Raw genomic sequence first — 25,499 nt, forward strand, 5'->3', positions numbered from 1 at the left:
TGCCGTAGCGGATGGCGAACAGGCGAGCGGACGGCTACGTCGGGTCGGGGGTCGAGCCGTCGCCGAGGACCTCGACGACGAGTTCGCGCAGCCAGTCGATCTCGGGGGACGGCAGGTCGCGCCGGATCGTGTACAGCGACACCACCGATTCCGGGACCTCGAAGGGCAATTCGTACAGGCCCACCTCACCGAGACGGGCGGAGCGCTCGGCGTAGACGCGCGGGGCGAAACCCAGATAGGTGGTCGAGGTCAGCACGCCGGCGATACCGGTGAAGCTCGGGAGGGTCACTGCGACGTCGCGGTGGATCCCGAGTTCGCGGATGCGCAGATCCACTGCGGTGTGTCCGGTTTCGACCGCGACCGACACGTGACGTTCCGCCTCGAATTCCTCGAGGCTCGGCGTCGATCCGATGCGTGGATGGTCGGGTCGGCGCACTCCGATGTACGGCTGAGTGAACAGCGGCGTGCGGTCGAGATCGTGCCCGTTCAGAACCGGGGTGCACACCACCGCGTCGGCGGCCCCGAGCCGCAGCGCCTCGCCCGCGTGCGAGAGGGCGAGCGGAACCACGTCGACGCTCGCGAGGGGAGCCCGAACGGACAACGCGGTCATGATTTTCGGCAGAAGTCCCGTAACGCCCACATCGGACAACACCAACCGGAAGGTCCGGGTCGTGGCAGCCGGGTCGAACACCTCGGCGGCGTTCATGACGGCATCGAGACGCTCGAGGATCTCCCGCAGGCGGGGATAGAGTTCGTCGGCCAGGCGCGTGGGTACGAGTTGCTGGTGGCGGCGGACGAACAGCTCGTCGCCGAATCGCTTGCGCAGCTTGCCCAGTGCGTAACTCACGGTCGGCTGGGCCACGAAGAGGTTCTCGGCAGCGAGCGTGACGCTTCTGGTCTTGTAGACGGACACGAACACCCGCAGCATACCGAGGTCGTAATTGTTCGCCATTCGGTTGACTATAGATGTATTGAATAATGCGATCGGCAGAATCTATTGGATCTATGTGACCGCCCTAACATAGTGTTCTGACAAGTGGTCGTCCCGACCCTACGAATTCTCTTCTCGTCCTGTTGTAAGGGGACCTCTGCATGCCCACGATTCGCGAAGTGACCTTCGAGCTGCTGCGCCGGCACGGTATGACCACGGTCTTCGGCAACCCCGGTTCGAACGAGCTTCTGTTCCTCAAGGACTTCCCCGAGGACTTCGACTACGTCCTCGGTCTCCACGAGGGTGCCGTGGTGGCGATGGCGGACGGTTACGCGCAGGCGAGCGGACAGCCGGTCTTCGTGAACCTGCACGCCGCAGCCGGCACCGGCAACGGCATGGGTGTACTGACCAACTCGGTGTACTCGCACTCGCCGCTGGTGATCACCGCGGGTCAGCAGGTGCGCGACACCATCGGCCAGGAGGTCATGCTGGCCAACGTCGATGCGGCGAGCCTGACCCGTCCGCTCACCAAATGGAGCGCCGAACCGACCTGCCCCGAGGACGTGCCCCGCACCATCAGCCAGGCCGTCCACATGGCGACACTGCCCGCGCCCGGCCCGGTCTACGTCTCGGTGCCCTACGACGACTGGGAGCGCGAGGCCCCGGCCAACACCGCTTATCTCGCCGAGCGACGCGTCACCACGACGACCGAGCCGTCCGAGGCGATGACGGCCGAACTCCTCGCCGCCCTCGACGGTGCCGCCCGTCCTGCGCTGGTCCTCGGACCGGACGTCGACGCGGAGCGCGCGAACGGCTTCGCGGTGCAGCTCGCCGAAGCGCTCGGCGCCGCGGTGTGGATCGCACCGTCGCCGTCGCGGTGCCCCTTCCCCAACACCCACCCGCTGTTCCGCGGGGTGCTGCCCGCCAACGTCATGTCCATCCACGAGGCACTGGCCGACCACGACGTGGTGCTCGTCGCCGGTGCCCCGGTCTTCCGCTACCACCACTACCGTCCGGGTCCCTTCCTGGCGGAGGGCACCCGCGTGCTGCACCTGTCCGAGGACACCGGTGAGGTCGCCCGCGCTCCCTTCGGCGAGGCCTACCTCGCCCCGGTCGGCGCGACGCTGCGCATCCTTGCCGAGCGGGTCCACCGCCGCGACGTTCCGGCCGAGCCGGCCCGGGAGGCGTTCGCACGCGGAGCCGATCGCACCGAGGCCATGCACCCCGACACGGTGTTCGCCACCATCGCCGAGATCGCTCCCCGCGACGTGGTCTACGTCAACGAATCGACCTCCACGGCGGACGCGTTCTGGCGGCACACCCAACTCGTCGAACCGGGTTCGTTCTACTCGCCGGCCTCCGGCGGTCTGGGCTTCGGCCTGCCCGCCGCCGTCGGCGTCCAGCTCGCCCATCCGGAGCGTCGCGTGGTCGCGACCATCGGTGACGGATCCGCCAACTTCGGGATCACCGCACTGTGGACCGCGGCCCGCCGCGACGTGCCGGTGGTGTTCGTCATCCTCAACAACGGCACGTACGGCGCGCTGCGCCGGTTCACCCGCGCTCTGGACACCGGCGAGACCCCAGGACTCGACGTGCCCGACATCGACTTCGTCAAGATCGCGGAAGGCTACGGCGTGAAGGGCGAACGGGTCACCGGTGCCGAGGAACTGAAGGCGGCCCTGCACCGAGCCTTCGAAGGCACCTCCCCGGTGCTGATCGAATCCGTCACGTACTTCGAGTAGGACCCGCCACCCGCCGGAAAGACAACCTGAGGAACCACTATGAAGATCACGATCGAGAACCTGCAGCTCCGCTACGGGAAATTCACGGCCATCGAGAACCTCAACCTCGAGATCGACGAGGGCGAATCGGTTGTGCTGCTCGGCAAGTCGGGTTGCGGCAAGACCAGCACCATGCGCTGCATCGCCGGTCTCGAGGAACCCACCGCCGGTCGCATCACCATCGGCGACACGGTCGTCTTCGACGCCGCGAAGGGCATCAACCTGCCGCCGAACAAGCGCAACGTCGGCATGGTCTTCCAGTCGTACGCGGTGTGGCCGCACATGACCGTCTTCCAGAACGTGGCCTACTCGCTGAAGCTGCAGAAACTTCCTGCGGCAGAGGTCAAGTCGCGTGTCGCGGAGGTACTCGAACTCGTCGGTCTGTCGGACTTCGCGCAGCGTGGCGCGAGCCTGCTCTCCGGTGGACAGATGCAGCGTGTGGCACTCGCCCGCTCGCTCGTGATGCGCCCCTCGGTGCTCATGCTCGACGAGCCGCTGTCGAACCTCGACGCCCGCCTGCGCGACCGTCTTCGGGTGGAACTGCGTGAGATCCAGCTGAGCCTCGGCCTGACCACGGTCTACGTCACGCACGACCAGCAGGAGGCATTCGCACTCGCCGACCGCATCGCGCTCATGCAGGGCGGGCGGATCGTGCAGATCGGCGGCCCCACCGCCATCTACAACGAGCCGGCGAGCGCGTCGATCGCACACTTCCTCGGCGTGTCCAACATCTTCGACTGCACCGCCACCGTCGGCGCCGACGGCTACGTCACGGCCGTTCGCACCGGGGGAGAGGTGATCCGTACCGAGCAGCGCGGTCTCGCAACCGCTGACGACTTCAAGGCGTGCATCCGGTCCGAGGACCTGGTGCTGTCGAACGTGTCCGGCGGGGGCACCAACGAGTTCTCGGGCCGCGTCGCCGTCACGAGCTTCCAGGGTTCGAGCATCCGCTACGCCGTCACCCTCGACAACGGAGGCGAGCTCGACGTCTTCGCCCCGACGAAGGGCGCCGAGCGCTTCGCGATCGGCGATCGCGTCTTCGCTTCGGTCGCACCGGAGAACGTCCAGGTCCTGCCGGCCGATGTGGTTCGCCAGGCACGACTGCAGGAGGTCGCGGCATGACCCAGCTGGCCACTCCCCCCGAGACACGTCCGGTCGACGACCTCGAGCCCGACGCCCCGGTATCGGCGCCGTTGTGGCGTAGGGGAATCCTCCGCAAGAACGGCGCGGCGCTGGTGGTTCTCGCCGTGCTGGCCGTACTGGTGATCATGCCGATGATCCTGGTGCTCGTGGCCGCGATCGCCACCGAGGTACCGCGCCCGGGCAACGGCGGCCTCGGTGCTCTCACGCTCGACAACCTCAAGGTGCTCACGAGCCCCGACGCGGTCAAGGGCCTGGTGAACTCCCTCATCCTCGGCCTCGGAGCGACGGCCATCGCGCTCGTGATCGGTGCGACGCTCGCGTTCATCTGCGCCCGCACCGACGCGCCCTGGCGCCGGTTCATCTTCTTCATCGGCATGGCGCCGGTGTTCGTGCCGGCTCTCGTCGGTGCGCTCGCCTGGTCGCTGCTCGCTTCTCCCAGTGCCGGATTCGTCAACATCATGCTCGCCGACATGGGCCTGGACATGACGATCAACATCTACAGCATCCCGGGCCTGATCTTCGTCCTCGGCCTGTTCTACGCGCCGTACGTGTTCATGCTCGTGCACAGCTCGCTGTCGATGATGAACGCCGACCTCGAAGAGGCCTCGACCGTCCACGGCGCGTCCCTGAAGACGATGTTCCGGACGGTGACCCTGCCGCTCGCCATGCCGGCGCTGCTCGGTTCGGGCATCCTCGTCTTCGCACTGAGCATGGAGAACTTCCCGGTCGCGGCGGTTCTCGGTAACCCCGCGGGGATCGAGACCCTGCCCACCTACATCTTCCGGCTCATGGGTGCGGCCCCGGCCCAGGCGAACGCCGCCGCCGGTATCGCCATCCTGCTCACGCTCGGCCTGGTCTTCGTCACCATGGGCCAGCAGTGGATCGTCAACCGCCGCAAGTTCACGACGATGACGGGCAAGGGTGCCCGTCCCCGTCAGGTGCCGCTGCGCGGTTGGCGCTGGCCGGCAACGATCTTCGCGCTCGTGTACTTCCTGCTCGCGATCGCGCTGCCGATGGGTGCGCTCTTCCTCGCCGCGACCCAGGACTCGCCGTACCTGTACAGCATGTCCCAGATGTTCCAGGGCGGAATGTCGTTCGACAACATCGTGAAGGTGGCCTCGGCGGCCGACTTCCAGAAGGCACTCGTGAACTCGGTGGTCGTGGCCGTCGTCGCCGCCTTCGCCGGTACGACGATCAGCTTCTCCGCCTCGTACATCCGCTACCGCACCAAGAGCCGTCTCGGCGCTCTGCTCGAGCAGATCGCGACCGCACCGCTCGCCATCCCGTCGATCGTGCTCGGTATGGGCATCCTCTGGACCTGGCTGAGCCTGCCGATCCCGATCTACGGCACGCTGATCATCCTCGCCGTCGCCTGTGTCGCCGTGGCACTGCCGCAGGGCTACCGCTCGATCTCGTCGTCGATGCTGCAGCTGCACAGCGACCTCGAGGACAGTGCCGTGATGCTCGGCGCCCGCCGGTCGCGCGCCATCGTCAACGTCACCGTGCCGTTGATGCGCGTCGGTATCGTGTCGACCTTCCTGCTCCTGCTCATGCTGGCGATGCGCGAACTGTCGGCCTCGCTGTTCCTGTTCACCTCCGACACCCGGATCCTGTCGATCCTGGTCTTCGACAACTTCGAGAACGGGCAGACGGCGGTCGCGGCCTCCATCAGCGTGCTGTTCGTCCTGGTGATCGCCGTGCTGGCCGTCCTCGCCCAGCTCGCCGGCAACCGGGAGAAGAAGCAGCTCGCCGAAGCGTCGGACTCCGGAACCAATTCGCTCTGACCGGACTTTTCGAGAAACGAAAGGCCTCACCATGAAAACGCGCAAAGTAGCGCTCACCGCTCTGTCGGTCGTCCTCGCCACGACACTCGCGGCGTGCGGCGGCGGAGATTCCGGCGGCGTCACCTCCCAGGCCGAGGTCGACACCTCGGAGGGTCTGGTCATCGACGGCGAGACCATCGCCGACAAGGAGACCTACGAGGCAGCGAAGACGCAGACGCTGAGTCTGTACTCGAGCTACCAGGAATCCAACGAACAGGCCTTCATCGAGGCATTCACCCGCGACACCGGCATCAAGGTCGACCTGATGCGCCTCGTCCCGGCCCGGCTGGCCGAGCGCGTGCTCTCCGAGCAGGGTGCCGGTCGCCTGAACGCCGACGTGATCCGCACGTCCGACTACGACATCGTCGACAGCTTCACCGAGGCCGGCGTGTGGAACCCGTACGTCGTGCCCGGCACCGAGGAACTCGAGGAGGTCGTGATCCAGGACGGCAACTTCTCCCGGGTCACCAACGTGGTGCAGACCTTCGGTTACAACACCCGCGCCGTCCCCGAGGAGGAGGCACCCACCTCGTGGGCCGACCTGCTCGACGAGAAGTGGCGCGGCAAGATCGGCATCTCGCAGGGTGCGACGGGCGGTTCCAACGTCGCACTCAACTGGTTCGTCGAGGAGAAGCTCGAGGACGGTTACTGGGAGAAGCTCGCTGCGCTGCAGCCGACGATCTACGACGGTGCCGGCCAGAAGCTGACGGCCTTCGCCCGCGGTGAGGTGCCGGTCGCGACCACGGGTTCGGCGTCGGTGAACGTCACCGCCACCGAGGACAAGGCGCCGATCGACTTCGTCGTGCCCGAGGAAGGCTTCGTGACCTTCGACTACTACCTGGGCAAGACCGCCGCCGCCAAGAACGCGGAAGCGGCCGAGGTGTTCATGAACTACAACTTCTCGCAGCGTGGCCAGGAGCTGTTCACCGAACTGGGCGACTACAGCGTGCGCCCCGACGTCGCACCGCCGACCGCGCTCGGCCGTGAACTCCCGCCGATCGACTCCGACAAGGTCTGGCGTATGCCGCTGACCGAGGTGGAGCGTCAGGCCGAGTACTCGCAGCACTGGGCAGAGGCGTTCAACTACTGATCCGCATCACCACCAGCGGGGCCCGAACCGGAGCGATCCGGTTCGGGCCCTGCTCGTTCCGGGAGATCGGGTGCCGGGAGATCAGTGCAGCACTTCGCGCGCGGTGCGACGGACCGCATCGGTCAGCGCGTCGAGTACGGGGGAGTCCAGCCGCCACCGCTGCCAGTACAGCGGCACGGCGATCGGGTCGTCCGGGGCCAGGCTCACCAGATCGGTCGTGTCGGCGACCATCGCGTCGGGAAGCATGGCCCAGCCCAGCCCCAGCCGCGCCGCCTCGACGAACTCGAGAGCGCCCGGAACGTAATTGCGCGGCGGATTCAGCCGCCGCCGGGTCCGCTTGCGGACGAAGCGATCCTGCATGTCGTCCTTGCGGTCGAAGGTGAGCATCGGGGCCTCCCGCAGTTCGGTGGGGGTCATGCCCTCGGGGAACCAGCGTTCGGCGAAGTCCACGCTCGCCATCGCGTGATAGCGCATGGCGCCGAGCTTCTCGGACGTGCAGCCCTGCACGGGTTCGGGGACGGAGGTGACCGCCGCCATGACGGTGCCGTCGCGCAACAGATCCGTGGAGTGGAACTCGTCCTCGCGGTGCAGTTCGAACAGTGCGCGATAGCGCACGGGCATCCGGGCCAAGGCGCGCAGCATCCAGGTGGACATCGAGTCGGCGTTGACGACGAGCGGGATCGTGGCGTAGCTCCCGGTGTCGGCGCCGAGGCCGAGTTCCTCGGAGGTGTCCTGTTCCAGGCGTGCGACCTGCCGGGCGAGTCGCATCACCACCTCGCCGGCCGCGGTCGCGCTGACGGGCCGGGTGCGTCGCAGCAGCACCTGACCGACGTGTTGCTCGAGCGACTTGATGCGCTGGCTCACCGCGGACGGTGTGACACGAAGAACAGCCGCCGCACCCTCGAAAGTGCCCTCGTCCAATACCGTTGCAAAAGTGCGAAGTTGAGCAAAGTCGAGATCCACATTAAGAAACTCTAATGCAGGTACAGCAAAATCAACTGTTCTTATCCGGATGGGATTCCTAGCGTCGATGCCATGTCACTCGTCGCCGCCGGATTCGTCACAGGTCTGTCCCTCATCGTCGCCATCGGTGCGCAGAACGCCTTCGTGCTGCGCATGGCCATCGCGCGACGATTCGTGCTGCCTGTGATCGCGATCTGCGTGATCTCCGACGCCGTGCTCATCACCGCCGGCATCGCCGGGATCGCGACGATCCTCGACCGTGCACCCGGCGCGATCGACGTGATCCGTTGGGCGGGTGCCGCTTTCCTCATCTGCTACGGACTGTTCGCGGCACGTCGCGCGTTGAAGCCGTCCGCGCTGTCCGCCGCGCCGGGCGGTGCCGTGACCATCGGCGCGGCCCTGCTGACCTGCCTGGCGCTGACCTGGCTCAACCCGCACACCTATCTCGACACCGTGCTCATGCTCGGTTCGGTGGCCAACCACTACGGCAATCCCGGCCGGTGGTGGTTCGGTGCCGGGGCGATCACCGCGAGCGTCGTGTGGTTCGCCGCCCTCGGATACGGCGCCCGCTACCTGCGCGCCTGGTTCGCCAAGCCGTCCTCGTGGCGCATCCTCGACGGCGGCGTCGCGGTCCTGATGCTCGGCCTCGGTGCCGGACTGGTCGCCTCGGCCTGATCACCTCATCTGCGTCCCGTGGGGGCGCGATCCGGCTCGAGGTGGCTGAACACCATGACTCCGGGCAGCGCCTCGGCGAGATCGGCCTCGATGCGGTCGAGCAGGTCGTGGCCGGCCCGCACCGTCCAGTCGCCCGGCACCTGCACGACGAGGTAGACGAAGCGTTGACGTCCTGATTCGCGGGTGCGTGGCGGCAGGATCGTCACCACCCCCGGTTCCCGATAGCGGTCGAGCACGGCGGTCACCGCCGTCACGTCCTCCTGGGGAAGAACCGCGTCGAGCATGCCGACGACCGCCTGCCGCACGAGCCCGAAACCGATCCGCAGGATGTTCAGGGCGACGAGGATCGCCACGATCGGGTCGAGCACGTCCCACCCGGACAGTGCGACCAGCGCGACGCCGACGAGCACGCCCGCCGACGTCCACACGTCCGTCAGCAGGTGTTTCCCGTCGGCGACCAGCGTGATCGACCGGTGTGCGCGGCCCTGCCGGATGAGCAGCAGACCGACCACGAGATTGAGTGCCGACGATGCGGCCGACAGCACGAGACCGAGTCCGACCTCGATCACCGGCTGCGGGGAGATCAGTCGTTCGACCGAGGTCCACAGGATCACCGTCGCGGCGGCGAAGACCATGGTGCCCTCGACCGCGGCGGAGAGGTACTCGGCCTTCCCGTGCCCGAAGTCGTGGTTCGCGTCGGCCGGTTTCGCGGCGAGTCGCAGCGCCGCGAGACCGACGAGCGCCGCGACGAGGTTGACCCCGGATTCGAGCGCGTCCGACAGCAGACCCACCGACCCGGTGATCCACGCCGCGGATGCCTTCAGCAGCATCGTTGCGAGCGCGGTCGCCACCGACAGCAGCATGAACCGCATCAACAGGCGGTGCTGCTGCGCAGAGGGCGTCACCGTCAGCGCTTGACGAGCTTCAGCCGCATCCCGGTGAGGTCGGTGGCCGTCAGCGCGACGTAGTCGTACTTCGGGGTGGGAACCCACGGCGACAGTCCGAGGGCGTCGATCCTCGCCGCGTCGTCGAAGCTCCGCAGGATCCGGGCGTGCCCGTGCAGCACGACGCTCCACGCGGAGTCCTCGCTGATCTCGTCCACCTCGAACGCGACCTGCAGATGCACCGCCAGCTCGGAGAGCTTGCTGCCCTCACCGCTGCGGAAGTACACCGTGCGGTCGTCGGTGACGTAGTTGACGGGATAGATCTCCGGTCGATCGCCGACGACGGTGACGAGGCGGCCCACCTTGCCCGTCGCGAGCAGGTCCCAGCACTGGTCCTCGTCGAGTGGGACGACAGGATCGTCGGTGTTCGGGTTGTCGCTCATCGCGTTCACTCCTCCGGTTCCGCTGCCGTATCCAGCACATCACGAACCGGCTTCCGGCGCAGTGGAACGCTCCGCCGGTTACGGTGAAACCGGCCGTCAGGACCGCATTCGCCCGATCCGCCGAGAACCGCCCGAACGAGGAGTGCCGATGTCCGCACAGGCTCCCGCGACCACCTCGAGTTGGCACACCCGCGCCGCGACCGACGTCGCCGAGGCGTTCGAGGTCGATCCGCAACGAGGGCTGAGCGCGGACGAGGTCGAGCGACGGCGCGGCGAATACGGCCCGAACCTGCTCGACGAGGCGAAGAAGGTACCGACCTGGCGACGCGTGTTGTCGCTGCTCGCCGACAGGATGACCCTCGTTCTGGTCGTGGCGGCGGTGGTCAGCGCCACCGTCTCCCGCGAGTGGGAGACCCCCATCGTCATCTTCGCGGTCATCGCGCTCAACACCGTGCTGAACTACGTGCAGGAATCCCGGGCCGAGAGCAGCCTCGCGGCGCTGAAGAAGATGTCGGTGTCCACCAGCCGGGTGCTCCGCGACGGTCGCGGGACGGAGGTGCCCCGCGCCGAACTCGTCCCCGGAGACGTGGTGCTCCTCGAGGCCGGCGACACCGTCCCGGCCGACGGCCGGCTCGTCACCGCGGTCCGGCTGCAGGTCGCCGAGGCCGCCCTCACCGGTGAATCCCAGCCCGTCGACAAACGGGTCGACGTCGTCGACGATCCCGACGCGCCGCTCGGCGACCGCACCGACATGCTGTTCATGAACACCGAGGTCACCCGCGGCCGTGCCGCGATGATCGTCACCGGCACGGGCATGCGCACCGAGATGGGGGCGATCGCAACCCTTCTCGGATCTGCCGGTGTCGAACAGACGCCGCTGCAACGGCGCATCGGCCAGCTCGCCCAGACCCTGACGATCATCGCGATCGTGACGGTGACGCTGGTGTTCGTCCTCGGCCTGCTGCGGGGACAGACCTGGTCGGATCTTCTCGTCACCGCGGTATCGCTGGCGGTCGCCACCATCCCCGAAGGGCTCACGGCCGTCGTCGCCTTCACCCTCGCGATGGGCGCCTCACGCCTCGCGGCCCGCGGTGCGATCGTCAAACGACTCGCGGCGGTCGAGACGCTCGGCAGCACCACCCACATCTGCACCGACAAGACCGGCACCCTCACCCTCAACGAGATGACGGTGCAGCGACTGCTCGTCGCGGGCCGCGCCTTCCGCGTCACCGGCACCGGATACGGAACCGACGGCAAGATCCTCGTCGGCGACGGCCTGCCCGCACCGGACTTCACGGACGCACTGCTCGGGATGGGACTGTGCAACGACGCGACCGTGCGCAACGGAGTGCTGGTCGGCGATCCCACCGAGGGTGCCCTCGTGGTGCTCGCCGAGAAGGGCGGCATCGACGTCGAGGGTGCACGGGCGGCGCTGAACCGCATCGCGGAGGTGCCCTTCGACTCGGATTACAAGTACATGGCCACCTTCCACACCCTGCCGAACGGCGGATACCGCTGCTTCGTGAAGGGCGCGCCGGGTGTGCTCCTCGAGCGTGCCACCTCGATCGCCGGTGCCGACGGTCCGATCCCGCTCGACGACGACGGTCGCGGAAGGATCCACCGGGCGGTGGAGGCGCTGGCGTCGGAAGGCCTGCGAACCCTCATGATCGCCGGTCGCGACCTCGACGCCGTTCCCCGCGGCGACACCGATGCCCTGCAGGAGAAGGTGACCGACCTGACGATCCACGCGATCGTCGGCATCGTCGACCCACCGCGGACCGAAGCCGAGGATGCGATCGCCGTCGCCCACGAGGCGGGCATCTCGGTGCACATGATCACCGGCGACCATCTGGTGACGGCCTCCGCGATCGCCGAGGAACTCGGAATCCGCGGGTCGGCTGCCTCCGGTGCCGATCTCGACAAACTCACCGACGACGAACTGCGCCGGAGAGCAAAGGAATTCGGTGTCCTCGCCCGCGTGGCGCCCGAACACAAGATCAGGTTCGTCGAAGCGCTGCAAGCCGACGGGCAGATCGTCGCGATGACGGGCGACGGCGTCAACGACGCTCCCGCACTCGAACAGTCCGACATCGGTGTGGCCATGGGCATCACGGGAACCGACGTCTCCAAGGGCGCCGCGGACATGATCCTCACCGACGACAACTTCGCGACCATCGTCGCCGCCGTGGCCGAAGGACGCGGAATCTACGACAACATCGTCAAATTCGTGAAGTTCCAGCTCACCACGGCGTGGGGCTTCGTCCTGATCTTCCTGACGGCCGGTGTGCTCGGACTCGCGGGCGGGGCGCCCTTCAGCGCACTGCAGATCCTGTGGGTGAACATCATCATGGACGGACCACCGGCGCTCGCCCTCGGCGTCGACCCGACCGCCCCCGACGCGATGAGGCGACGACCGCGGCCCGCGAACGAGGCCCTGCTCGAACGCTCCCGGGTACAGCGCATCCTCGGCCTCGGCATCGTGATGACGGTGGGCACGATCGCCGTGCTGTACTTCGGCCCGGAACTGTTCCCCGACAGCGCATCCGACCCACTGTTCGCCACCACCCTCGCGTTCACGACGTTCGTCTTCTACCAGGTGTTCAACCTGTTCAACGTGCGCTCGGATCTCGGATCGGTGTTCTCGGCGCAGACGTTCACCAACCACACCATCTGGATCGCGATCATCGCCGTCGTCGTCCTGCAGATCTGCGTCGTCCAACTCGGCGCCCTGCAGGGAATCATGGACACCACCTCGCTCACCTCCGAACAGTGGCTGCTCGCGATCGCCGTCGGCTCGTCGGTGCTGTGGGTGGACGAGATCGGCAAGTTCGTCGCCAGGAGGATCGAGGCACGCAGGGCCGAGCGGGCGGATACGACCTTCCTCACCTGACGATCGGGAGATGGCGGAACTCACGTCGCCGCGGGGAGAAGTGCGAGGCCGGACTGCCCCAGAATGGAGGCTGCCCCCGCGTCGCTCCCCGAGCGCGCCCGCGTCCCGGCCCGCACGACCTCCGGCTCCGGGACCATCGACAGATCGAAGGTTTCCGCACCGATGACCACCACGGCTTCCGGCCGCCCACTCGACGATCCTGCCCACACCGACTCCGGACATCCCGCGCGCACGCTGGTGATGTGGGCGCTCGCCCTCGGCGGGTTCGGCATCGGAACCACCGAGTTCGTCGCGATGGGATTACTCCCCGAGATCGCGACGAGCATCGGGGTCTCCGAACCCACCGCGGGTCACGTCGTCTCCGCCTACGCGGCCGGTGTCGTCGTCGGTGCCCCGCTCATCGCGACGATCGCCGCCCGCGTGCCGCGCAAGACACTGCTGGTCGCGCTGATGGTCGCGTTCACCCTCGGGAACGCCGCCACGGTGCTGGCCCCGAACTACGGTCTGCTCGTCGTCTCCCGGTTCGTCGCCGGCCTGCCGCACGGCGCGTACTTCGGGGTCGCCGCACTGGTCGCGGCGCATCTCGCCGGACCCGGCCGCCGCGCGCGGGCGGTGTCGCTGGTGATGATGGGGCTGTCGGTGGCGAACGTCGTCGGGGTGCCCGCCGCCTCGTGGCTCGGCATGGCGCTGGGCTGGCGCGCGGCGTTCGTGCTGGTCGCGGCGATCGGAATCGCGACCGTTGTAGCCCTCACCGCCTGGGTGCCGACACTGTCGATACCGACGACCAGCGTGCGGGTCGAACTCGGGGCGCTGAAGAGCAGCACCGTCTGGCTCACGCTCGCCGTGGCCGTCATCGGCTTCGGTGGTGTGTTCGCGGTGTACACCTACATCAGCACCACGCTGACCGACGTCGCCGGAGTGTCGCGATCGCTCGTGCCGGTCGCGCTGATGCTCTTCGGTGTGGGCATGGTCGTCGGCAACGCGATCGGTGGTCGTGTCGCCGATCGCGGTGTGATCCCCGGCGTCTACGCGTCGATCACCTCGCTCGCGGTGCTGCTCGCGCTGTTCGTTGCCGCGGCCCACAACCCGTGGACCGCCTTCGTGATGGTCTTCGGCCTGGGTGTCGGATGCGCCGCCGTCGGTCCGGCACTGCAGGTGCGGTTGATGGATGTCGCCGAGGACGCCCAGACGCTCGCGGCATCGCTGCACCACGCCGCGTTCAACCTCGCCAACGCGTTCGGCGCGTGGATCGGCGGGGTGGTGATCGCGGCCGGTTTCGGTTACACCGCGCCCGCCGCGGTCGGCGTGCTGCTGGCGCTGGCCGGTGTCGCCGTGTTCGCGATCTCCGTCCGCCGCCGTGAGAAGGCCGCACATTCCCGACGTGATTGGATACGGAAGTGACCGATTCCAGCATTCCGACCCCGCCCGACCCCTTCTTCACGGTCGGAGCGCGTCTCGACAACGGACTCGGCCGCACGGGCACGATCCACACCCCGCACGGAGACATCCGCACCCCGGCCTTCGTCCCGGTGGGCACGAAGGCGACGGTCAAGGCCGTGCTGCCGGAGACGATGGCCGAACTCGGCTCGCAGGCGCTGCTCGCCAACGCCTACCACCTCTACCTGCAGCCCGGCTCCGACATCGTCGACGAGGCCGGCGGGCTCGGGAAGTTCATGAACTGGCCCGGCCCGACCTTCACCGACAGCGGCGGTTTCCAGGTCATGTCGCTCGGGGCCGGGTTCAAGAAGGTCATCGCGATGGAGTCCGTCGGCGTCCAGAACGACGACGTCATCGCCAAGGGCAAGGAACGGCTCGCCCACGTCGACGACGACGGGGTGACCTTCAAGTCGCATCTCGACGGGTCGCGGCACCGGTTCACCCCCGAGGTGTCGATGCGCATCCAGCACGAGCTCGGCGCCGACATCATGTTCGCCTTCGACGAGCTCACGACCCTCATGAACACCCGCGGTTACCAGGAACGCTCCCTCGAGCGCACCCAGGCGTGGGCGGTGCGGTGCATCGCCGAGCACGAGAAGCTCACCGCCGAACGTGCCCACCGCCCCTACCAGGCGTTGTTCGGGGTCGTGCAGGGCGCTCAGTACGAGGACCTGCGACGACAGGCCTGTCGGGGCCTCGAGTCCATCGTCGGCGAGACCGGACGCGGGTTCGACGGCTACGGCATCGGCGGTGCGCTCGAGAAGCACAATCTCGGCACGATCGTGCGGTGGTGCACCGAGGAGCTGCCCGAACACAAGCCGCGTCACCTGCTGGGCATCAGCGAACCCGACGACATCTTCGTCGCGGTCGAGCACGGCGTCGACACCTTCGACTGCGTCAATCCGTCGCGGGTCGCGCGCAACGCCGCGATCTACCACCCGGACGGCCGGTTCAACATCAACACGAGCCGCCACCGGCGCGACTTCACGCCGATCGACGAGAACTGCGACTGCTACACCTGCCGGAACTACACGCGCGCGTACATCCACCACCTGTTCAAGGCGAAGGAGATGCTCGCCTCGACGTTGTGCACGATCCACAACGAGCGGTTCACGGTGCGGCTCGTCGACGACATCCGGGCGAACATGGAGAACGGCACCCTCGCCGAGTTCAAGGCCGAGACGCTCGGCCGCTTCTACGCGAGCCGGCGTCAGGCCTGAGTCGTCCGGCGTGAGCCGTCACGCGGGTGTCGTCGGGCGTGAGCCGTCACGCGGGTGACGTCGGGCGTGAGCCGTCACGCGTAGGAGGGTTCGCGCTTCTTGACGTACGCGATCACGCGGTAGGTCACCGGGAGCACGACGATCTCCACCAGCGTCTTCCAGAGGAATCCGACAATCACGAAGTTGACGAAGTCGCCCCAGGTCGTGATGCCGATGACCCCGGCGGCGATCGAGCAGAAGATGAGGGTGTCGGCGAACTCGCCGACGACGGTCGACCCGATCAGCCGCGCCCACAGGTACTTCTCCCGGGTGCGTTCCTTGATGCGGACGAGCACGTACGAGTTGAGCAGCTGCCCGACCGCGTAGCCGGCGAGGCCGGCGATCAGCATCCGGGGCACCACACCGAGCACGTTCTCGAAGGACTCCTGACCTTCGTAGAAGTCGGCCGGGGGTAGCTGCTGCGTGATCCAGAAGCACAGCGCGGACAGCGCGACCGCCCCGAAACCGTAGAGAACGGCCCGGCGGGTGGCCGCGAAGCCGTACACCTCGCTAAGCACGTCGCCGAGGATGTACGCGAGGGGGAAGAGGAAGAATCCGCCGTCGGTGATGATCGGCAGGATCTGCAGCGGACCGACGGCGAACTCGGAGTCGGTGAAGAAGGCGATGCCCTTCGTCGCAGAGATGTTGGAGATCATCAGCACCGCGGTGAACAGCACGACGATCCCCGTGTACGGGCTGCGGCCCACGCGCGCGAATGCCGCGTGGTCGAAGAGGGCGGGGGAGGTGTTCGGTCCGTGCTCGGTCACTCGGACATCCAAGCATCACCACACGGCGATCACGAAGTTGCCGACGGTCTGTACGTGCGCGAACACCCCATATACGACGAACGGGTCCCGTCCTGACGAGAACGGGACCCGGAACGCGCGGGAGATCAGGACTTGCGTACCTGGGTGCCGCCGGCGAACTTGTCGTGGAAGCCCTGCTTGTTGCCGTCCTGCTCGATGGTGACCGCGATACCGATGTACGCGGCGAGCGACAGCAGACCGGCGAGGAAACCCAGCAGCGGGATGCCGGTGAGGATCTGCAGCGCGACGAAGGCGTTGCGCTTGGCGGCCTGCTCGATGGTGGGGTTACCACCGGCAGGGCCGGCGACCGACAGGCCGAGGAGCTTCTTGCCGATGGTCGCGCCCCGAGCGGACTCCATGTACGTCCAGTAGCCGAATGCGACGACACCGCTGACGACCGTCATGAAGAAGTCCACGAAGCCGCTTCCACCGCTCGCGATGATCATGATCGCGCTCAGGATCCCCATGGGGATACCGACGATGAGGCCGTCGATGATGCGGGCGCCGAGACGCGGGAGCAGCTCCCCCGGGGTGCCGGCACCGGAATTCGGATCCGGGCCGGGGAATCCCGGGCCGCCGAACCCACCGTCCTGCGGCGCCCCGTACTGGGGTGCACCGTACTGGGGTGCACCGTACTGAGGAGCGCCGAACTGGGGCGCACCGAATTGGGGCGTCCCGTTCTGCGGGGTTCCGTACTGAGGAGCGCCGTACTGGGGGTCACCGGTCTGGGGCGCGCCGTACTGCGGGAACTGCTGGGTGTAGTCGGGCGGGGTGGCGCCGTAGGACGGGGCGCCGCCGGGATTACCGCCCGTCGCCCGAGGATCCTGCTGAGGGGGTGGATAGCCACCAGTGGTCACTTATGTCTCCCTTGTCGCGATCGGCATGGCAACGCGCCACGGTACAGCGTGCCGTGGCGCGTCGGTAGATGCCTCCGGATGCGACGGGAGGGTCCCGCCGGAGTTCTATCAGGCCGCTACGGGACCACCCGTGGTGACCCGGTAGGCGTACGTGACGGCGATGATCGACACCGGCACGGTGACCAGCAGGCCGATCAGGCACAGCAGGGCGCCGACGATGTTGATGCCGAACAGGGCGAGGGCGAGCAGGAACAAGGTTCCCGCATTCGATTTGACCGCATTGAAGCTCGACTTGATCGCGGTGACGGCGTCCTGATTGCGATCGATGACGAACTGCATCGTCCACCACGCGAAGAACGCGAACACCAGGCCCGGGATGATGCACAGCACGAGACCGATCGACGTGCCGATGCCCACGAGCAGACCTGCGAGGATGACCGCGCCGATCGGGCCGACCTGGAGGAACGTTCCGAAAGCGGGTCGCTGCCCATCGGTTTCGGCCAGTGCACCGCGCACGAAGGCGGCCTGGATCAGGTATCCGACGATCGCCGTGACGATGCTGCCGACGGCGTTCAGGAGGGTGAAGTCCGTCGCCTCACTGGTGAAGTCGAACCCGTTGAAGATGCCGCTGATCAGGCCCTGGATGACGAACGCGGCGAGCATGAAGACGATCCACACGCCGGCGTTGCCACTGAACTTCGACCAGCCGTAGGAGATCGCGTCGCCGACACTCAGCTGATTCGGGGGCGGACCACCGAAGTTCCCGGCACCGTATGCACCCGGCGGGGGCGGGTAGTCACCACCCGACGGGGGCGGCGGATAGTTCCCCGGCGGCGGGTAGGACCCACCCGGAGGCGGATAGTTGCCGCCCGAGGGCGGGGGATAGTTCCCCGGAGGCGGGTAGTTTCCGGGCGGCGGATAGTTCCCACCCGACGGGGGAGTGCCACCGCCCGACGGCGGCGGATAGTTCCCGCCCTGCGGGTAGTTTCCGGGTGGCGGATAACCACCCGGGTTCTTCGGATCCTGATTCGGGTCGTAACCACCGGTGGTCATGGCTGCCTCTCGTCTCCGGGATCGGACACTTCCGAGAGAGTACGGACATCACCTCGGGTCCGCATCCGCTATGTCCGCATCGTGTCCTATCGGATGCCGTCCTCGGACGGCGTGAACACCCACGGATCCCGGGGAAGACGCACGGGATTCCAGCGGTCCAGCAACAGCTCCGGCGACACGGGTTCGCCGGGGTCGGCGAGCCGCAGCGACACCGCGATCGTGCCCAGCACGTCGGCGGCCGTGTGTCCGAGCGCGAGCTGATCGGCCAGCGTCACCGCGCCGTCCCGCTTGGCGAGTCGCTTGCCCTCCGTGTTGAGCGCGAGCGGCACGTGCGCGTAGACGGGCTCCGACAGTCCGAGAAGGTGTGCGAGATAGGCCTGTCGGGGCGCGGAGGTGAGCAGGTCGTCGCCGCGCACCACCTGATCGATGCCCTGGTCGGCGTCGTCCACCACCACGGCGAGGTTGTACGCGGGAGTTCCGTCGTTGCGGCGCAACACGAGATCGTCGACGATGCCCGTGAAATCGCCGTGCAGCAGGTCGTGGACCGTGAACCACTCCTCGGTCGCCCGCAGCCGGATCGCAGGCGCGCGGCCGGAGGCCCGGCGCTCGGCCCGCTGCTCGTCGGTGAGGTTGCGGCAGGTACCCGGATAGGCGCCCGCGGGAGCATGAGGCGCGGAGGTGGCCTCGAGGATCTCGCGTCGGGTGCAGTAGCACTCGTAGGTCAGACCCGCCTGCTCGAGCCGCGCGATGGCCTCGTCGTACAGGCGCCGGCGGCGGGACTGGTGGACCACCTGGCCGTCCCAGTCGAGACCGATCGCCGCGAGATCCGCGAGCTGGCGTTGCTCCGCGCCGGGACGCACCCGGTCGAGATCCTCGACGCGGACCAGGAACCGGCGGTTCGTCGACCGCGCGAACAACCACGCCAGGACGGCGGTGCGCAGATTGCCGAGATGCAGGTCGCCGGAGGGACTCGGTGCGAAGCGACCCGCTCCTGCTTCGTCCTCGTCCGAAAATGACACCCGTGCACTCTATCGAGCGGCCCCCAGGAGCACTGCTCGCTGGGCGTGCACGACCTCCCGGATCGCCGCGACCGCGGCCGCGACCTCCGGCCGCCGCAGTGTCTCCGAACGCGCGACGAGCCAGTAGGCCAGGCGGGCCTCGACCTCACCGGGCAGGACACGGACGAGATCGGGGTGCCGGTCGGCCATGAAGCACGGCAGCAGGCCGAGACCTCCGGCGGCGCGGGTCGCCTCGACGTGCACGAACACGTTCGTCGAGCTGATCGAATCCTGCATGTCGGGGGCGATGCGCCGCGCGACGTCGAGATCGTCGACCTGCAGCATCGAATCGATGAAGTACACGAGGGTGTGCTCGCGCAGGTCGCGGACCGACGACGGGGAGCCGTGCGTGGCGAGATAGTCGCGCGAGGCGTACAGGCCCAGGTTGTAGTCGGCGAGGCGGTGCGCTTCGGCCCGATGCACCTGCGGGCGTCCGACGACCACCTCGATGTCCATGCCGGACCGTTGCTGCGAGGCGCGACGGGTGGTCGCGACGATCTCGACGGAGATACCCGGGTGGCGTTGCCGTACGAGAGCGCCGGCCGGGGCGGCGACGTAGGCGCTGAATCCGTCGGTGGCGGAGATGCGCACGACACCCTCGAGGCGACGCTCGCCCCGGGGGTTCCGGAGGCTGCCGACCGCAGCCTCGATGCGTTCGGCAGCCTCGAGCGCCTCCCGACCGAGGTCGGTCAGCTCCCATCCCGTCGCCGATCGCGTGAGCACGCGACCATCGAGGTTGCGCTCGAGCGCGGCGATCCGTCGGGAGATCGTGGTGTGGTTGACGCCCAGGTCGTCGGCGGCGCTGGTGAACCTGCCGCTGCGTCCGACGGCGAGCAGGACGAGGAGGTCATCGGCCGAGGGCACGCTCATATGTGCAGTTTTGCAGATCGCATCTGCGAATCGCGTCATTGTGGATGCATATGTGCGTATCGATACTCGGCATATGTGTTTGGAAGTGTTCCCCGTCACAGAGCGTCCCGGGAGGGTGCAACCATGAGCGTCGAACAGGCACGAACGGATGGGCCGGAGAGCTCCCCGTCGGCATTGCGCAGGGTCGTCGGTGCGTCCATGGCGGGCACCGTCGTCGAGTGGTACGAGTTCTTCCTCTACGGCACCGCCGCCACCCTCGTCTTCGCCAAGGTCTTCTTCCCCGACGGCGGCAACGAACTCGACGCGATCATCGCGGCGTTCGTCACCTACGCCGTGGGCTTCGTCGCCCGGCCGCTCGGCGGGATCGTCTTCGGTCACTTCGGTGACCGGTTCGGACGCAAGCAGCTGCTGCAGACCAGCATCATCATGGTCGGCGTCGCGACCTTCCTCATGGGCTGCCTGCCGACCTTCGGTGCCATCGGATACTGGGCGCCGGCACTGCTCGTGACGCTCCGGTTCGTCCAGGGCTTCGCGGTCGGCGGCGAGTGGGGCGGCGCGGTGCTGCTGGTCGCAGAACACAGCCCCAACCGCTCCCGCGGGTTCTGGTCGTCGTGGCCGCAGGCCGGCGTGCCGATGGGCAATCTTCTCGCGACGATCGTCCTGCTCGTCCTCACCACCACGCTGCCCGAGTCGGCTTTCCTGTCGTGGGGCTGGCGAGTCGCGTTCTGGCTCTCGGCCGTCATCGTGCTGATCGGCTACTACATCCGCACCAAGGTCACCGACGCCCCGATCTTCCTCGAGGCGCAGCAGGAGGCCGACAAGCTCAAGGAGACGTCGTTCAACGTCTTCGAGGTGCTCAAGCGCTACCCGCGCGGCGTGTTCACGGCCATGGGCCTGCGGTTCGCCGAGAACGTCATGTACTACCTCGTCGTCACCTTCTCGATCACCTATCTGAAGATCGTCGTCGGTGCCGACACCAGTCACATCCTGTGGTGGATGCTCGCCGCCCACGCCGTGCACTTCGCGGTCATCCCGATGGTCGGACGGCTGTCGGACACGCTGGGACGCCGCCCCGTCTACATGATCGGTGCCGTCACCGCCGGTGCCTGGGGCTTCCTCGCCTTCCCGATGATGGACACCGGCAACAGCGCGTGGATCGTCTCCGTGATCGTCATCGGACTCGTCTTCCACTCGTTCATGTACGCCGGGCAGCCCGCGATCATGGCAGAGATGTTCCCGACCCGCATGCGCTACTCGGGTGTCTCGCTCGGCTACCAGGTCACCTCGATCGTCGCCGGGTCGCTCGCCCCGATCATCGCCGCGAGCCTCCTCAGCCGCTTCGATTCGTCGGTCCCGATCTCCTTCTACCTGCTCGGCTCGTCGCTGATCACGATCGTCGCGGTGATCGTGGCACGTGAGACGAAGGGCATCTCGCTGCGCGACATCGACGCCGCGGACGCGGAAACGGTCGCCCAGGAGAAGGCCGCCGAGAACGCCGGGGTCTCCGCATGAGGGCCCGCACCGCACTCGTGACCGGTGGAGCCGGCGGGATCGGGGCGGCCTGCGCTCGCGCCCTCGCCGGTCAGGGAGTCCGAGTGACCGTCGCCGACGTCGACGAGGTCGCCGCGAAGACGCTCGCCCACGAGATCGGAGGAGAGGCGTGGGGCGTCGACCTGCTCGACACCGACGGCCTCGCCGGTCTCCGCCTCGACGTCGACATCCTCGTCAACAACGCCGGCATCCAGGTCGTGCGGCCGGTGGAGGACTTCGCCCTCGCCGACTTCCGCCGCATCCAGACGCTCATGGTCGAGGCGCCCTTCCTGCTCGTGAAGGCCGCGCTGCCCGGCATGTACGAGCGGGGCTTCGGCCGGATCGTGAACATCTCGTCGGTCCACGGGCTGCGGGCGTCGGCCTTCAAGGTCGGGTACGTCACCGCCAAGCACGGCCTCGAGGGGTTCTCCAAGGTCGTCGCGCTCGAGGGTGGTCCCCGCGGTGTGACGAGCAACTGCGTCAATCCGGGTTACGTCCGTACCCCGCTGGTGGAGAAGCAGATCTCGGAACAGGCCCGTGCACACGACATCCCGGAGGATCGCGTGCTCTCGGATGTGCTGCTCACCGATCAGGCGGTGCCCCGGCTGGTCGAGCCGGAGGAGGTGGCCTCGCTCGTGTCGTGGCTGGCCTCCGACGAGGCCGGGATGGTCACCGGCGCGTCGTACACGATGGACGGCGGCTGGTCGGCCCACTGACCGCGTGGCGGTCGGTCGCATTCCTGACCCGCGTCCCGGATTCCGGGGCGCGGGTCAGTGCGCGTCGGCGCCGTCGAGGACGAGCTGGACCTGGGCGTGCAGAGCGTGGGTCAGATACTCGCGCGGGTACAGATCGGGGCTGGCCGCCGCGTCGAGCGCGAGCCCGTTCGCGGCCGAGAGCAGCAGGGCGGCCCGGGTCTCCGGATCGGGTGTTCCCGCGCGGATCAATACGCGCGCTATGCCCGTCCGGATCGTGAACAGGGTGGCGGTGCGGACGGCGCTCAGGGTGGGGGAGGTGACCGCCCGCACGGCGAACGCCGACATCACGTGTACCTCGCTGCCGCGTTCCTCGTCGAGCGGGAGCAGCTGGCTGAGCGCGGAGAACAGGGTGCGCGCCGGATCGATGTCGGGATCGACGTTCGTCAGCCGGTTCAGCACCCGGTCCGAGAGGGTGCGGAACGAGTACGCGAGCATCTCGTCCTTGGTCGGGAAATGGTGCTGCACCGCCCCGATCGAGACCCCTGCCTCGTTGGCCACCTCCCGGACGCTCGCCGCGTCGAGACCGTTGCGTGCGGCCACGTCGAGCAGGGCCGCAGCGAGCCTTGTGGGGCTGGTGGTGACGTAGGGGCGCGTGCGCATGGGGAGCACCGTAGCCGAGCCCTCCACCGTACGAACGTACGGGGAGGTGGGAATCACACCCCGCCGGTGAGCTCGTGATCGGAGAGGAAACGGACCGAGACCGTCAGCGTGGCTGCGAACGCCGCCGCGATCCACAGAGCGTGCAATCCCAGCGCCCGATGGGCGAGCGCGCCGAGAACGGCACCCGTCACAAGGCCGCCCCACAGACCCAGATAGGGCAGCCAACTCCAGCGCGGACCGCCGAAGAACGCCGCCGCGATCCGCTGCCCGATCTTGACCAGTGCACCCGTCATGTAGGTCAGGGCGACGGTCGTCTCCCCGTGGCGCCGGAACACCGAGTTCTCCGTTCCCATGGCCAAGGTCATCGCGATCACGGAGACCGGCGTCCAGTCCACCAGGACGGCCGCAGCGGCGACCGTCAGCAACACCGTCACGGTTGCGAGGACCGCGATCTTGCGGGTCCGCCGGTCGCGGTCGGTCAGTTCCGCCACCACGCTGCCGAGGATCACCCCGAGCACGAACAGCGCGAGCACACCGCCGATGAGCGCCACCGTCTGCCACGCACCGTCGGCCGTGCCGACCGCGAAGCGCGTGGAGTTGCCGCTCATGAACGACACGAACACACCGCCCAGGGTGATGAACCCGAGGGCATCGATGAACCCTGCGAGAGAGGACAGCGCGATCGCGAGTCCCTGCAACTGCCTGCCGTAACCGACCACCAGACGATAGTAGGAACCGTTCCCTCCGGGATGCCGACCACGTCGGCTCCCGGATGCTTACGTGGTGTAACGACCGGGCGTCGTGGGCGCGATGGACAAGGGGAGCCGTCCGGCGCCGTCGTTCTCAGGAGTTCCCTCGATGTCCTTGCCCCGCCTGTCGTCCCGGCTGTCCCTGCTCGTCGTCGCGACGGTCGCGGGTCTGACCCTCACCGGTTGCGACTCGACGGCCCAGGACACCTCCGCCGCTCCGGCGGCGACCTCCGAACAGTCCCCGGCGCCGAGCTCCGAAACTCCCACGACGACATCGTCACCCACCGCGACGCGCCCCTCCTCGACGACCGCATCGAGTCCGGCGGCGTCGAAACCGGCAGCGTCGGCGGATTCGTCGGAGGCCCTGGCCCGGCTGGCGACCCTGCCCGTCAAGGGGCGCGCGCCCAAGACCGGGTACAGCCGCGACCTGTTCGGTCAGGCGTGGAGCGACGACGTGTCGGTGGAGTTCGGGGGCAACGGCTGCGACACCCGCAACGACATCCTGCGGCGCGACCTCGTCGACATCGTCTACCGGCCCGGTACCCGCGACTGCGTCGTCGCGTCGGGAACCCTGAACGACGTGTACACCGGCACGACGATCGCATTCACCCGCGGACAGGACACCTCGACCGCGGTGCAGATCGACCACGTCGTCGCGTTGTCGGACGCGTGGCAGAAGGGTGCGCAGCAGCTCGACGCGGGCACCCGTGCCGATTTCGCCAACGACCCGCGCAACCTCCAGGCCGTGGACGGGCCGACCAACCAGCAGAAGAGCGACGGTGACGCCGCGACCTGGCTGCCGCCGAACCGCGCGTACCGCTGCACGTACGTCGCGCGGCAGATCGAGGTCAAGGCGATCTACGGCCTGTGGGTGACGCAGGCCGAGCACGACGCGATGGTGCGGGCCCTCACCGAATGCGGAGGTGGAGCTCCCGCAGCTGCACCCGCTCCCGTACCCACCACGACGACGCGACCGGCCCCCGCGCCGGCTCCTGCTCCGGCGCCCGCGCCCGCGCCCGCGCCTGCTCCCGAGCCGGCCCCACCTGCCCCTGCTCCGGCGAGCGTGTACTACGAGAACTGCGCGGCGGCCCGCGCTGCGGGAGCTGCACCCCTGTATGTGGGAGAGCCCGGCTACCGGCCGAAGATGGACGGTGACGGGGACGGCGTCGCCTGCGAGTAACGCACCACAGCGCCTGCGAGTAACGCACCGCCGCGATCTCTCCGATCAGCTGAAGCGGTCGGTGAGATTGCGACGCATGCGGTGCAGATCGCGGAGCTGGGCGCCCAGTCGCTCGACCTCGGCGTCGAACCTGCGCGCTCGGTCCACGGCCCCCACCCGATGTTCGGCGAGGGCCTTCTGTTCGGTCTTCTCGATGGCTGCGGACACCTCGTCGATCTCCCGGTCCAGCATCTCAACCCAGACCGAAGCCTGCTCGTGGTCGGCGTTGCCGGCGAGCGGGAAATTGTCGTCCGCAGTCACGAGACGCATCGTGCCCGAGATCGGCCCGGTACGCGAACAGAGGACGGAGAAAAGCAGAAACCCCGTGGGACGCTGTGCGCCCCACGGGGTTCCGTGGCGGAGGATAGGGGATTTGAACCCCTGAGGGCGTTAACCCAACCCGCGTTCCAGGCGAGCGCCATAGGCCACTAGGCGAATCCTCCGTGGGGAAGCATACCGAATGGAGACCCCAACTTGCCAAACGGGCACGTCGCACCCTGATTCCGGGGGTGCTGCGGGGGCGGGTTCGCCGCCGGGGCGCTCGTTCCTCTACACTTGCCGATGGATCCCGCGCGGCGCGCATCCTGTGAACTCCCCCAGGGCCGGAAGGCAGCAAGGGTCAACGGGCTCTGCCGGGTGCGCGGGGTCCTCTTAATTTCCGCCGATGCCCGTGTCGCCGTGCA

The 25,499-nt window shown here is 68.0% G+C and carries 23 protein-coding genes, 1 tRNA gene and 1 other RNA gene; 12 read left to right on the forward strand and 13 right to left on the reverse strand.

Going from position 1 to position 25,499, the window contains the following annotated elements:
• Window positions 1-34: 34 nt before the first annotated feature.
• Window positions 35-952 (reverse strand): LysR family transcriptional regulator, encoded by a 918-nt coding sequence (locus tag CKW34_RS01620; protein ID WP_059383224.1) that lies wholly within the window; start codon window positions 950-952, stop codon window positions 35-37.
• Between the two features lie 140 nt (window positions 953-1,092).
• Here CKW34_RS01620 and mdlC point away from each other — a divergent pair, with 140 nt between their 5' ends.
• The 4 genes from mdlC to CKW34_RS01640 are packed head-to-tail and all read left to right on the forward strand — an operon-like array spanning window position 1,093 to window position 6,768.
• Window positions 1,093-2,673, forward strand: coding sequence for a benzoylformate decarboxylase (gene mdlC, locus CKW34_RS01625; RefSeq protein ID WP_059383223.1), 1,581 nt, complete (start codon window positions 1,093-1,095; stop codon window positions 2,671-2,673).
• 39 nt (window positions 2,674-2,712) lie between these two features.
• Window positions 2,713-3,834 carry an ABC transporter ATP-binding protein gene (locus CKW34_RS01630; protein ID WP_064059877.1) on the forward strand — a complete coding sequence of 374 codons (1,122 nt, stop codon included), beginning with the start codon at window positions 2,713-2,715 and terminating at the stop codon, window positions 3,832-3,834.
• Window positions 3,831-5,639, forward strand: coding sequence for an ABC transporter permease (locus CKW34_RS01635; RefSeq protein ID WP_080968315.1), 1,809 nt, complete (start codon window positions 3,831-3,833; stop codon window positions 5,637-5,639). Before CKW34_RS01630 ends, CKW34_RS01635 begins: the two co-directional genes overlap by 4 nt.
• A 31-nt stretch (window positions 5,640-5,670) precedes the next feature.
• A complete protein-coding gene (locus CKW34_RS01640; protein WP_059383194.1) occupies window positions 5,671-6,768 on the forward strand; it encodes an ABC transporter substrate-binding protein in 1,098 nt (365 codons plus the stop codon).
• An 81-nt stretch (window positions 6,769-6,849) separates the two neighbouring features.
• Here the strand turns inward: CKW34_RS01640 and CKW34_RS01645 are convergent, their stop codons facing one another.
• Window positions 6,850-7,731: a LysR family transcriptional regulator ArgP gene (locus CKW34_RS01645; protein WP_059383193.1), complete on the reverse strand. Its 882-nt coding sequence runs from the start codon at window positions 7,729-7,731 to the stop codon at window positions 6,850-6,852.
• Window positions 7,732-7,803: 72 nt separating this feature from the next.
• Here CKW34_RS01645 and CKW34_RS01650 point away from each other — a divergent pair, with 72 nt between their 5' ends.
• On the forward strand, window positions 7,804-8,406 hold the full coding sequence (locus tag CKW34_RS01650) for a LysE/ArgO family amino acid transporter (protein WP_059383192.1): 603 nt from the start codon (window positions 7,804-7,806) through the stop codon (window positions 8,404-8,406).
• A 5-nt stretch (window positions 8,407-8,411) separates the two neighbouring features.
• On the opposite strand, the gene CKW34_RS01655 is transcribed toward CKW34_RS01650, so the two are convergent.
• Together CKW34_RS01655 and CKW34_RS01660 are read right to left on the reverse strand one after the other, a co-directional pair.
• Entirely contained in the window at window positions 8,412-9,278 is an 867-nt protein-coding gene (locus CKW34_RS01655) for a cation diffusion facilitator family transporter (protein WP_174479646.1), read from the reverse strand.
• Between the two features lie 35 nt (window positions 9,279-9,313).
• Window positions 9,314-9,733: a pyridoxamine 5'-phosphate oxidase family protein gene (locus tag CKW34_RS01660; protein WP_059383220.1), complete on the reverse strand. Its 420-nt coding sequence runs from the start codon at window positions 9,731-9,733 to the stop codon at window positions 9,314-9,316.
• 148 nt (window positions 9,734-9,881) lie between these two features.
• Here CKW34_RS01660 and CKW34_RS01665 point away from each other — a divergent pair, with 148 nt between their 5' ends.
• From CKW34_RS01665 to tgt, 3 genes are all read left to right on the forward strand, one after another.
• Window positions 9,882-12,623: a calcium-translocating P-type ATPase, PMCA-type gene (locus tag CKW34_RS01665; protein ID WP_059383219.1), complete on the forward strand. Its 2,742-nt coding sequence runs from the start codon at window positions 9,882-9,884 to the stop codon at window positions 12,621-12,623.
• 162 nt (window positions 12,624-12,785) lie between these two features.
• Window positions 12,786-14,024, forward strand: a complete 1,239-nt coding sequence (locus CKW34_RS01670; protein ID WP_059383190.1) for an MFS transporter — start codon at window positions 12,786-12,788, stop codon at window positions 14,022-14,024.
• Entirely contained in the window at window positions 14,021-15,280 is a 1,260-nt protein-coding gene (tgt, locus tag CKW34_RS01675) for a tRNA guanosine(34) transglycosylase Tgt (protein ID WP_174479644.1), read from the forward strand. Before CKW34_RS01670 ends, tgt begins: the two co-directional genes overlap by 4 nt.
• A gap of 74 nt (window positions 15,281-15,354) precedes the next feature.
• On the opposite strand, the gene CKW34_RS01680 is transcribed toward tgt, so the two are convergent.
• The 5 genes from CKW34_RS01680 to CKW34_RS01700 form a co-directional block, all read right to left on the reverse strand.
• Window positions 15,355-16,086, reverse strand: a complete 732-nt coding sequence (locus CKW34_RS01680) for a queuosine precursor transporter (RefSeq protein WP_059383189.1) — start codon at window positions 16,084-16,086, stop codon at window positions 15,355-15,357.
• Window positions 16,087-16,211: 125 nt separating this feature from the next.
• On the reverse strand, window positions 16,212-16,982 hold the full coding sequence (locus CKW34_RS01685; protein WP_059383188.1) for an RDD family protein: 771 nt from the start codon (window positions 16,980-16,982) through the stop codon (window positions 16,212-16,214).
• Window positions 16,983-17,090: 108 nt separating this feature from the next.
• Window positions 17,091-18,035 carry a DUF2189 domain-containing protein gene (locus CKW34_RS01690; RefSeq protein WP_059383187.1) on the reverse strand — a complete coding sequence of 315 codons (945 nt, stop codon included), beginning with the start codon at window positions 18,033-18,035 and terminating at the stop codon, window positions 17,091-17,093.
• Window positions 18,036-18,121: 86 nt separating this feature from the next.
• Window positions 18,122-19,054 carry a tRNA glutamyl-Q(34) synthetase GluQRS gene (gluQRS, locus tag CKW34_RS01695; protein ID WP_059383186.1) on the reverse strand — a complete coding sequence of 311 codons (933 nt, stop codon included), beginning with the start codon at window positions 19,052-19,054 and terminating at the stop codon, window positions 18,122-18,124.
• 9 nt (window positions 19,055-19,063) lie between these two features.
• Window positions 19,064-19,963 (reverse strand): LysR family transcriptional regulator, encoded by a 900-nt coding sequence (locus CKW34_RS01700; RefSeq protein ID WP_059383185.1) that lies wholly within the window; start codon window positions 19,961-19,963, stop codon window positions 19,064-19,066.
• Window positions 19,964-20,086: 123 nt separating this feature from the next.
• Here CKW34_RS01700 and CKW34_RS01705 point away from each other — a divergent pair, with 123 nt between their 5' ends.
• On the forward strand, window positions 20,087-21,475 hold the full coding sequence (locus CKW34_RS01705; RefSeq protein WP_059383184.1) for an MFS transporter: 1,389 nt from the start codon (window positions 20,087-20,089) through the stop codon (window positions 21,473-21,475).
• Window positions 21,472-22,209 (forward strand): 3-hydroxybutyrate dehydrogenase, encoded by a 738-nt coding sequence (locus tag CKW34_RS01710; protein WP_059383183.1) that lies wholly within the window; start codon window positions 21,472-21,474, stop codon window positions 22,207-22,209. The genes CKW34_RS01705 and CKW34_RS01710 overlap by 4 nt, the downstream gene beginning before the upstream one ends.
• 54 nt (window positions 22,210-22,263) lie before the next feature.
• Here CKW34_RS01710 and CKW34_RS01715 read toward each other — a convergent pair whose 3' ends face one another.
• Together CKW34_RS01715 and CKW34_RS01720 are read right to left on the reverse strand one after the other, a co-directional pair.
• Window positions 22,264-22,848 carry a TetR/AcrR family transcriptional regulator gene (locus CKW34_RS01715; RefSeq protein WP_059383182.1) on the reverse strand — a complete coding sequence of 195 codons (585 nt, stop codon included), beginning with the start codon at window positions 22,846-22,848 and terminating at the stop codon, window positions 22,264-22,266.
• Between the two features lie 53 nt (window positions 22,849-22,901).
• Window positions 22,902-23,567: a YoaK family protein gene (locus tag CKW34_RS01720; protein ID WP_059383181.1), complete on the reverse strand. Its 666-nt coding sequence runs from the start codon at window positions 23,565-23,567 to the stop codon at window positions 22,902-22,904.
• Between the two features lie 139 nt (window positions 23,568-23,706).
• Between CKW34_RS01720 and CKW34_RS01725 the strand changes: the two genes are divergently transcribed.
• Complete coding sequence (locus CKW34_RS01725) at window positions 23,707-24,777, forward strand: GmrSD restriction endonuclease domain-containing protein (protein ID WP_059383180.1); 1,071 nt, start codon at window positions 23,707-23,709, stop codon at window positions 24,775-24,777.
• 45 nt (window positions 24,778-24,822) lie between these two features.
• On the opposite strand, the gene CKW34_RS01730 is transcribed toward CKW34_RS01725, so the two are convergent.
• Both CKW34_RS01730 and CKW34_RS01735 read right to left on the reverse strand, forming a co-directional pair.
• Window positions 24,823-25,086, reverse strand: a complete 264-nt coding sequence (locus tag CKW34_RS01730; RefSeq protein ID WP_059383179.1) for a hypothetical protein — start codon at window positions 25,084-25,086, stop codon at window positions 24,823-24,825.
• Between the two features lie 85 nt (window positions 25,087-25,171).
• Window positions 25,172-25,259: transfer RNA gene (locus CKW34_RS01735), tRNA-Ser, on the reverse strand.
• Window positions 25,260-25,376: 117 nt separating this feature from the next.
• Between CKW34_RS01735 and ffs the strand changes: the two genes are divergently transcribed.
• Window positions 25,377-25,471, forward strand: an RNA gene (gene ffs, locus CKW34_RS01740) — signal recognition particle sRNA small type.
• The last annotated feature ends 28 nt before the right edge of the window (window positions 25,472-25,499 follow it).

It is taken from the genome of Rhodococcus rhodochrous, from assembly GCF_900187265.1.
Taxonomy (GTDB): Bacteria; Actinomycetota; Actinomycetes; order Mycobacteriales; family Mycobacteriaceae; genus Rhodococcus; species Rhodococcus rhodochrous.

What these genes read in the sequence shown, in the direction of transcription:
- CKW34_RS01620 (WP_059383224.1), bottom strand. Translation starts at nt 952, where the DNA reads ATGGCGAACAATTACGACCTCGGTATGCTGCGGGTGTTCGTGTCCGTC.
- mdlC (WP_059383223.1), top strand. Translation starts at nt 1,093, where the DNA reads ATGCCCACGATTCGCGAAGTGACCTTCGAGCTGCTGCGCCGGCACGGT.
- CKW34_RS01630 (WP_064059877.1), top strand. Translation starts at nt 2,713, where the DNA reads ATGAAGATCACGATCGAGAACCTGCAGCTCCGCTACGGGAAATTCACG.
- CKW34_RS01635 (WP_080968315.1), top strand. Translation starts at nt 3,831, where the DNA reads ATGACCCAGCTGGCCACTCCCCCCGAGACACGTCCGGTCGACGACCTC.
- CKW34_RS01640 (WP_059383194.1), top strand. Translation starts at nt 5,671, where the DNA reads ATGAAAACGCGCAAAGTAGCGCTCACCGCTCTGTCGGTCGTCCTCGCC.
- CKW34_RS01650 (WP_059383192.1), top strand. Translation starts at nt 7,804, where the DNA reads ATGTCACTCGTCGCCGCCGGATTCGTCACAGGTCTGTCCCTCATCGTC.
- CKW34_RS01655 (WP_174479646.1), bottom strand. Translation starts at nt 9,278, where the DNA reads ATGCGGTTCATGCTGCTGTCGGTGGCGACCGCGCTCGCAACGATGCTG.
- CKW34_RS01660 (WP_059383220.1), bottom strand. Translation starts at nt 9,733, where the DNA reads ATGAGCGACAACCCGAACACCGACGATCCTGTCGTCCCACTCGACGAG.
- CKW34_RS01665 (WP_059383219.1), top strand. Translation starts at nt 9,882, where the DNA reads ATGTCCGCACAGGCTCCCGCGACCACCTCGAGTTGGCACACCCGCGCC.
- CKW34_RS01670 (WP_059383190.1), top strand. Translation starts at nt 12,786, where the DNA reads ATGACCACCACGGCTTCCGGCCGCCCACTCGACGATCCTGCCCACACC.
- CKW34_RS01690 (WP_059383187.1), bottom strand. Translation starts at nt 18,035, where the DNA reads ATGACCACCGGTGGTTACGACCCGAATCAGGATCCGAAGAACCCGGGT.
- CKW34_RS01700 (WP_059383185.1), bottom strand. Translation starts at nt 19,963, where the DNA reads ATGAGCGTGCCCTCGGCCGATGACCTCCTCGTCCTGCTCGCCGTCGGA.
- CKW34_RS01705 (WP_059383184.1), top strand. Translation starts at nt 20,087, where the DNA reads ATGAGCGTCGAACAGGCACGAACGGATGGGCCGGAGAGCTCCCCGTCG.
- CKW34_RS01710 (WP_059383183.1), top strand. Translation starts at nt 21,472, where the DNA reads ATGAGGGCCCGCACCGCACTCGTGACCGGTGGAGCCGGCGGGATCGGG.
- CKW34_RS01715 (WP_059383182.1), bottom strand. Translation starts at nt 22,848, where the DNA reads ATGCGCACGCGCCCCTACGTCACCACCAGCCCCACAAGGCTCGCTGCG.
- CKW34_RS01725 (WP_059383180.1), top strand. Translation starts at nt 23,707, where the DNA reads ATGTCCTTGCCCCGCCTGTCGTCCCGGCTGTCCCTGCTCGTCGTCGCG.
- CKW34_RS01730 (WP_059383179.1), bottom strand. Translation starts at nt 25,086, where the DNA reads ATGCGTCTCGTGACTGCGGACGACAATTTCCCGCTCGCCGGCAACGCC.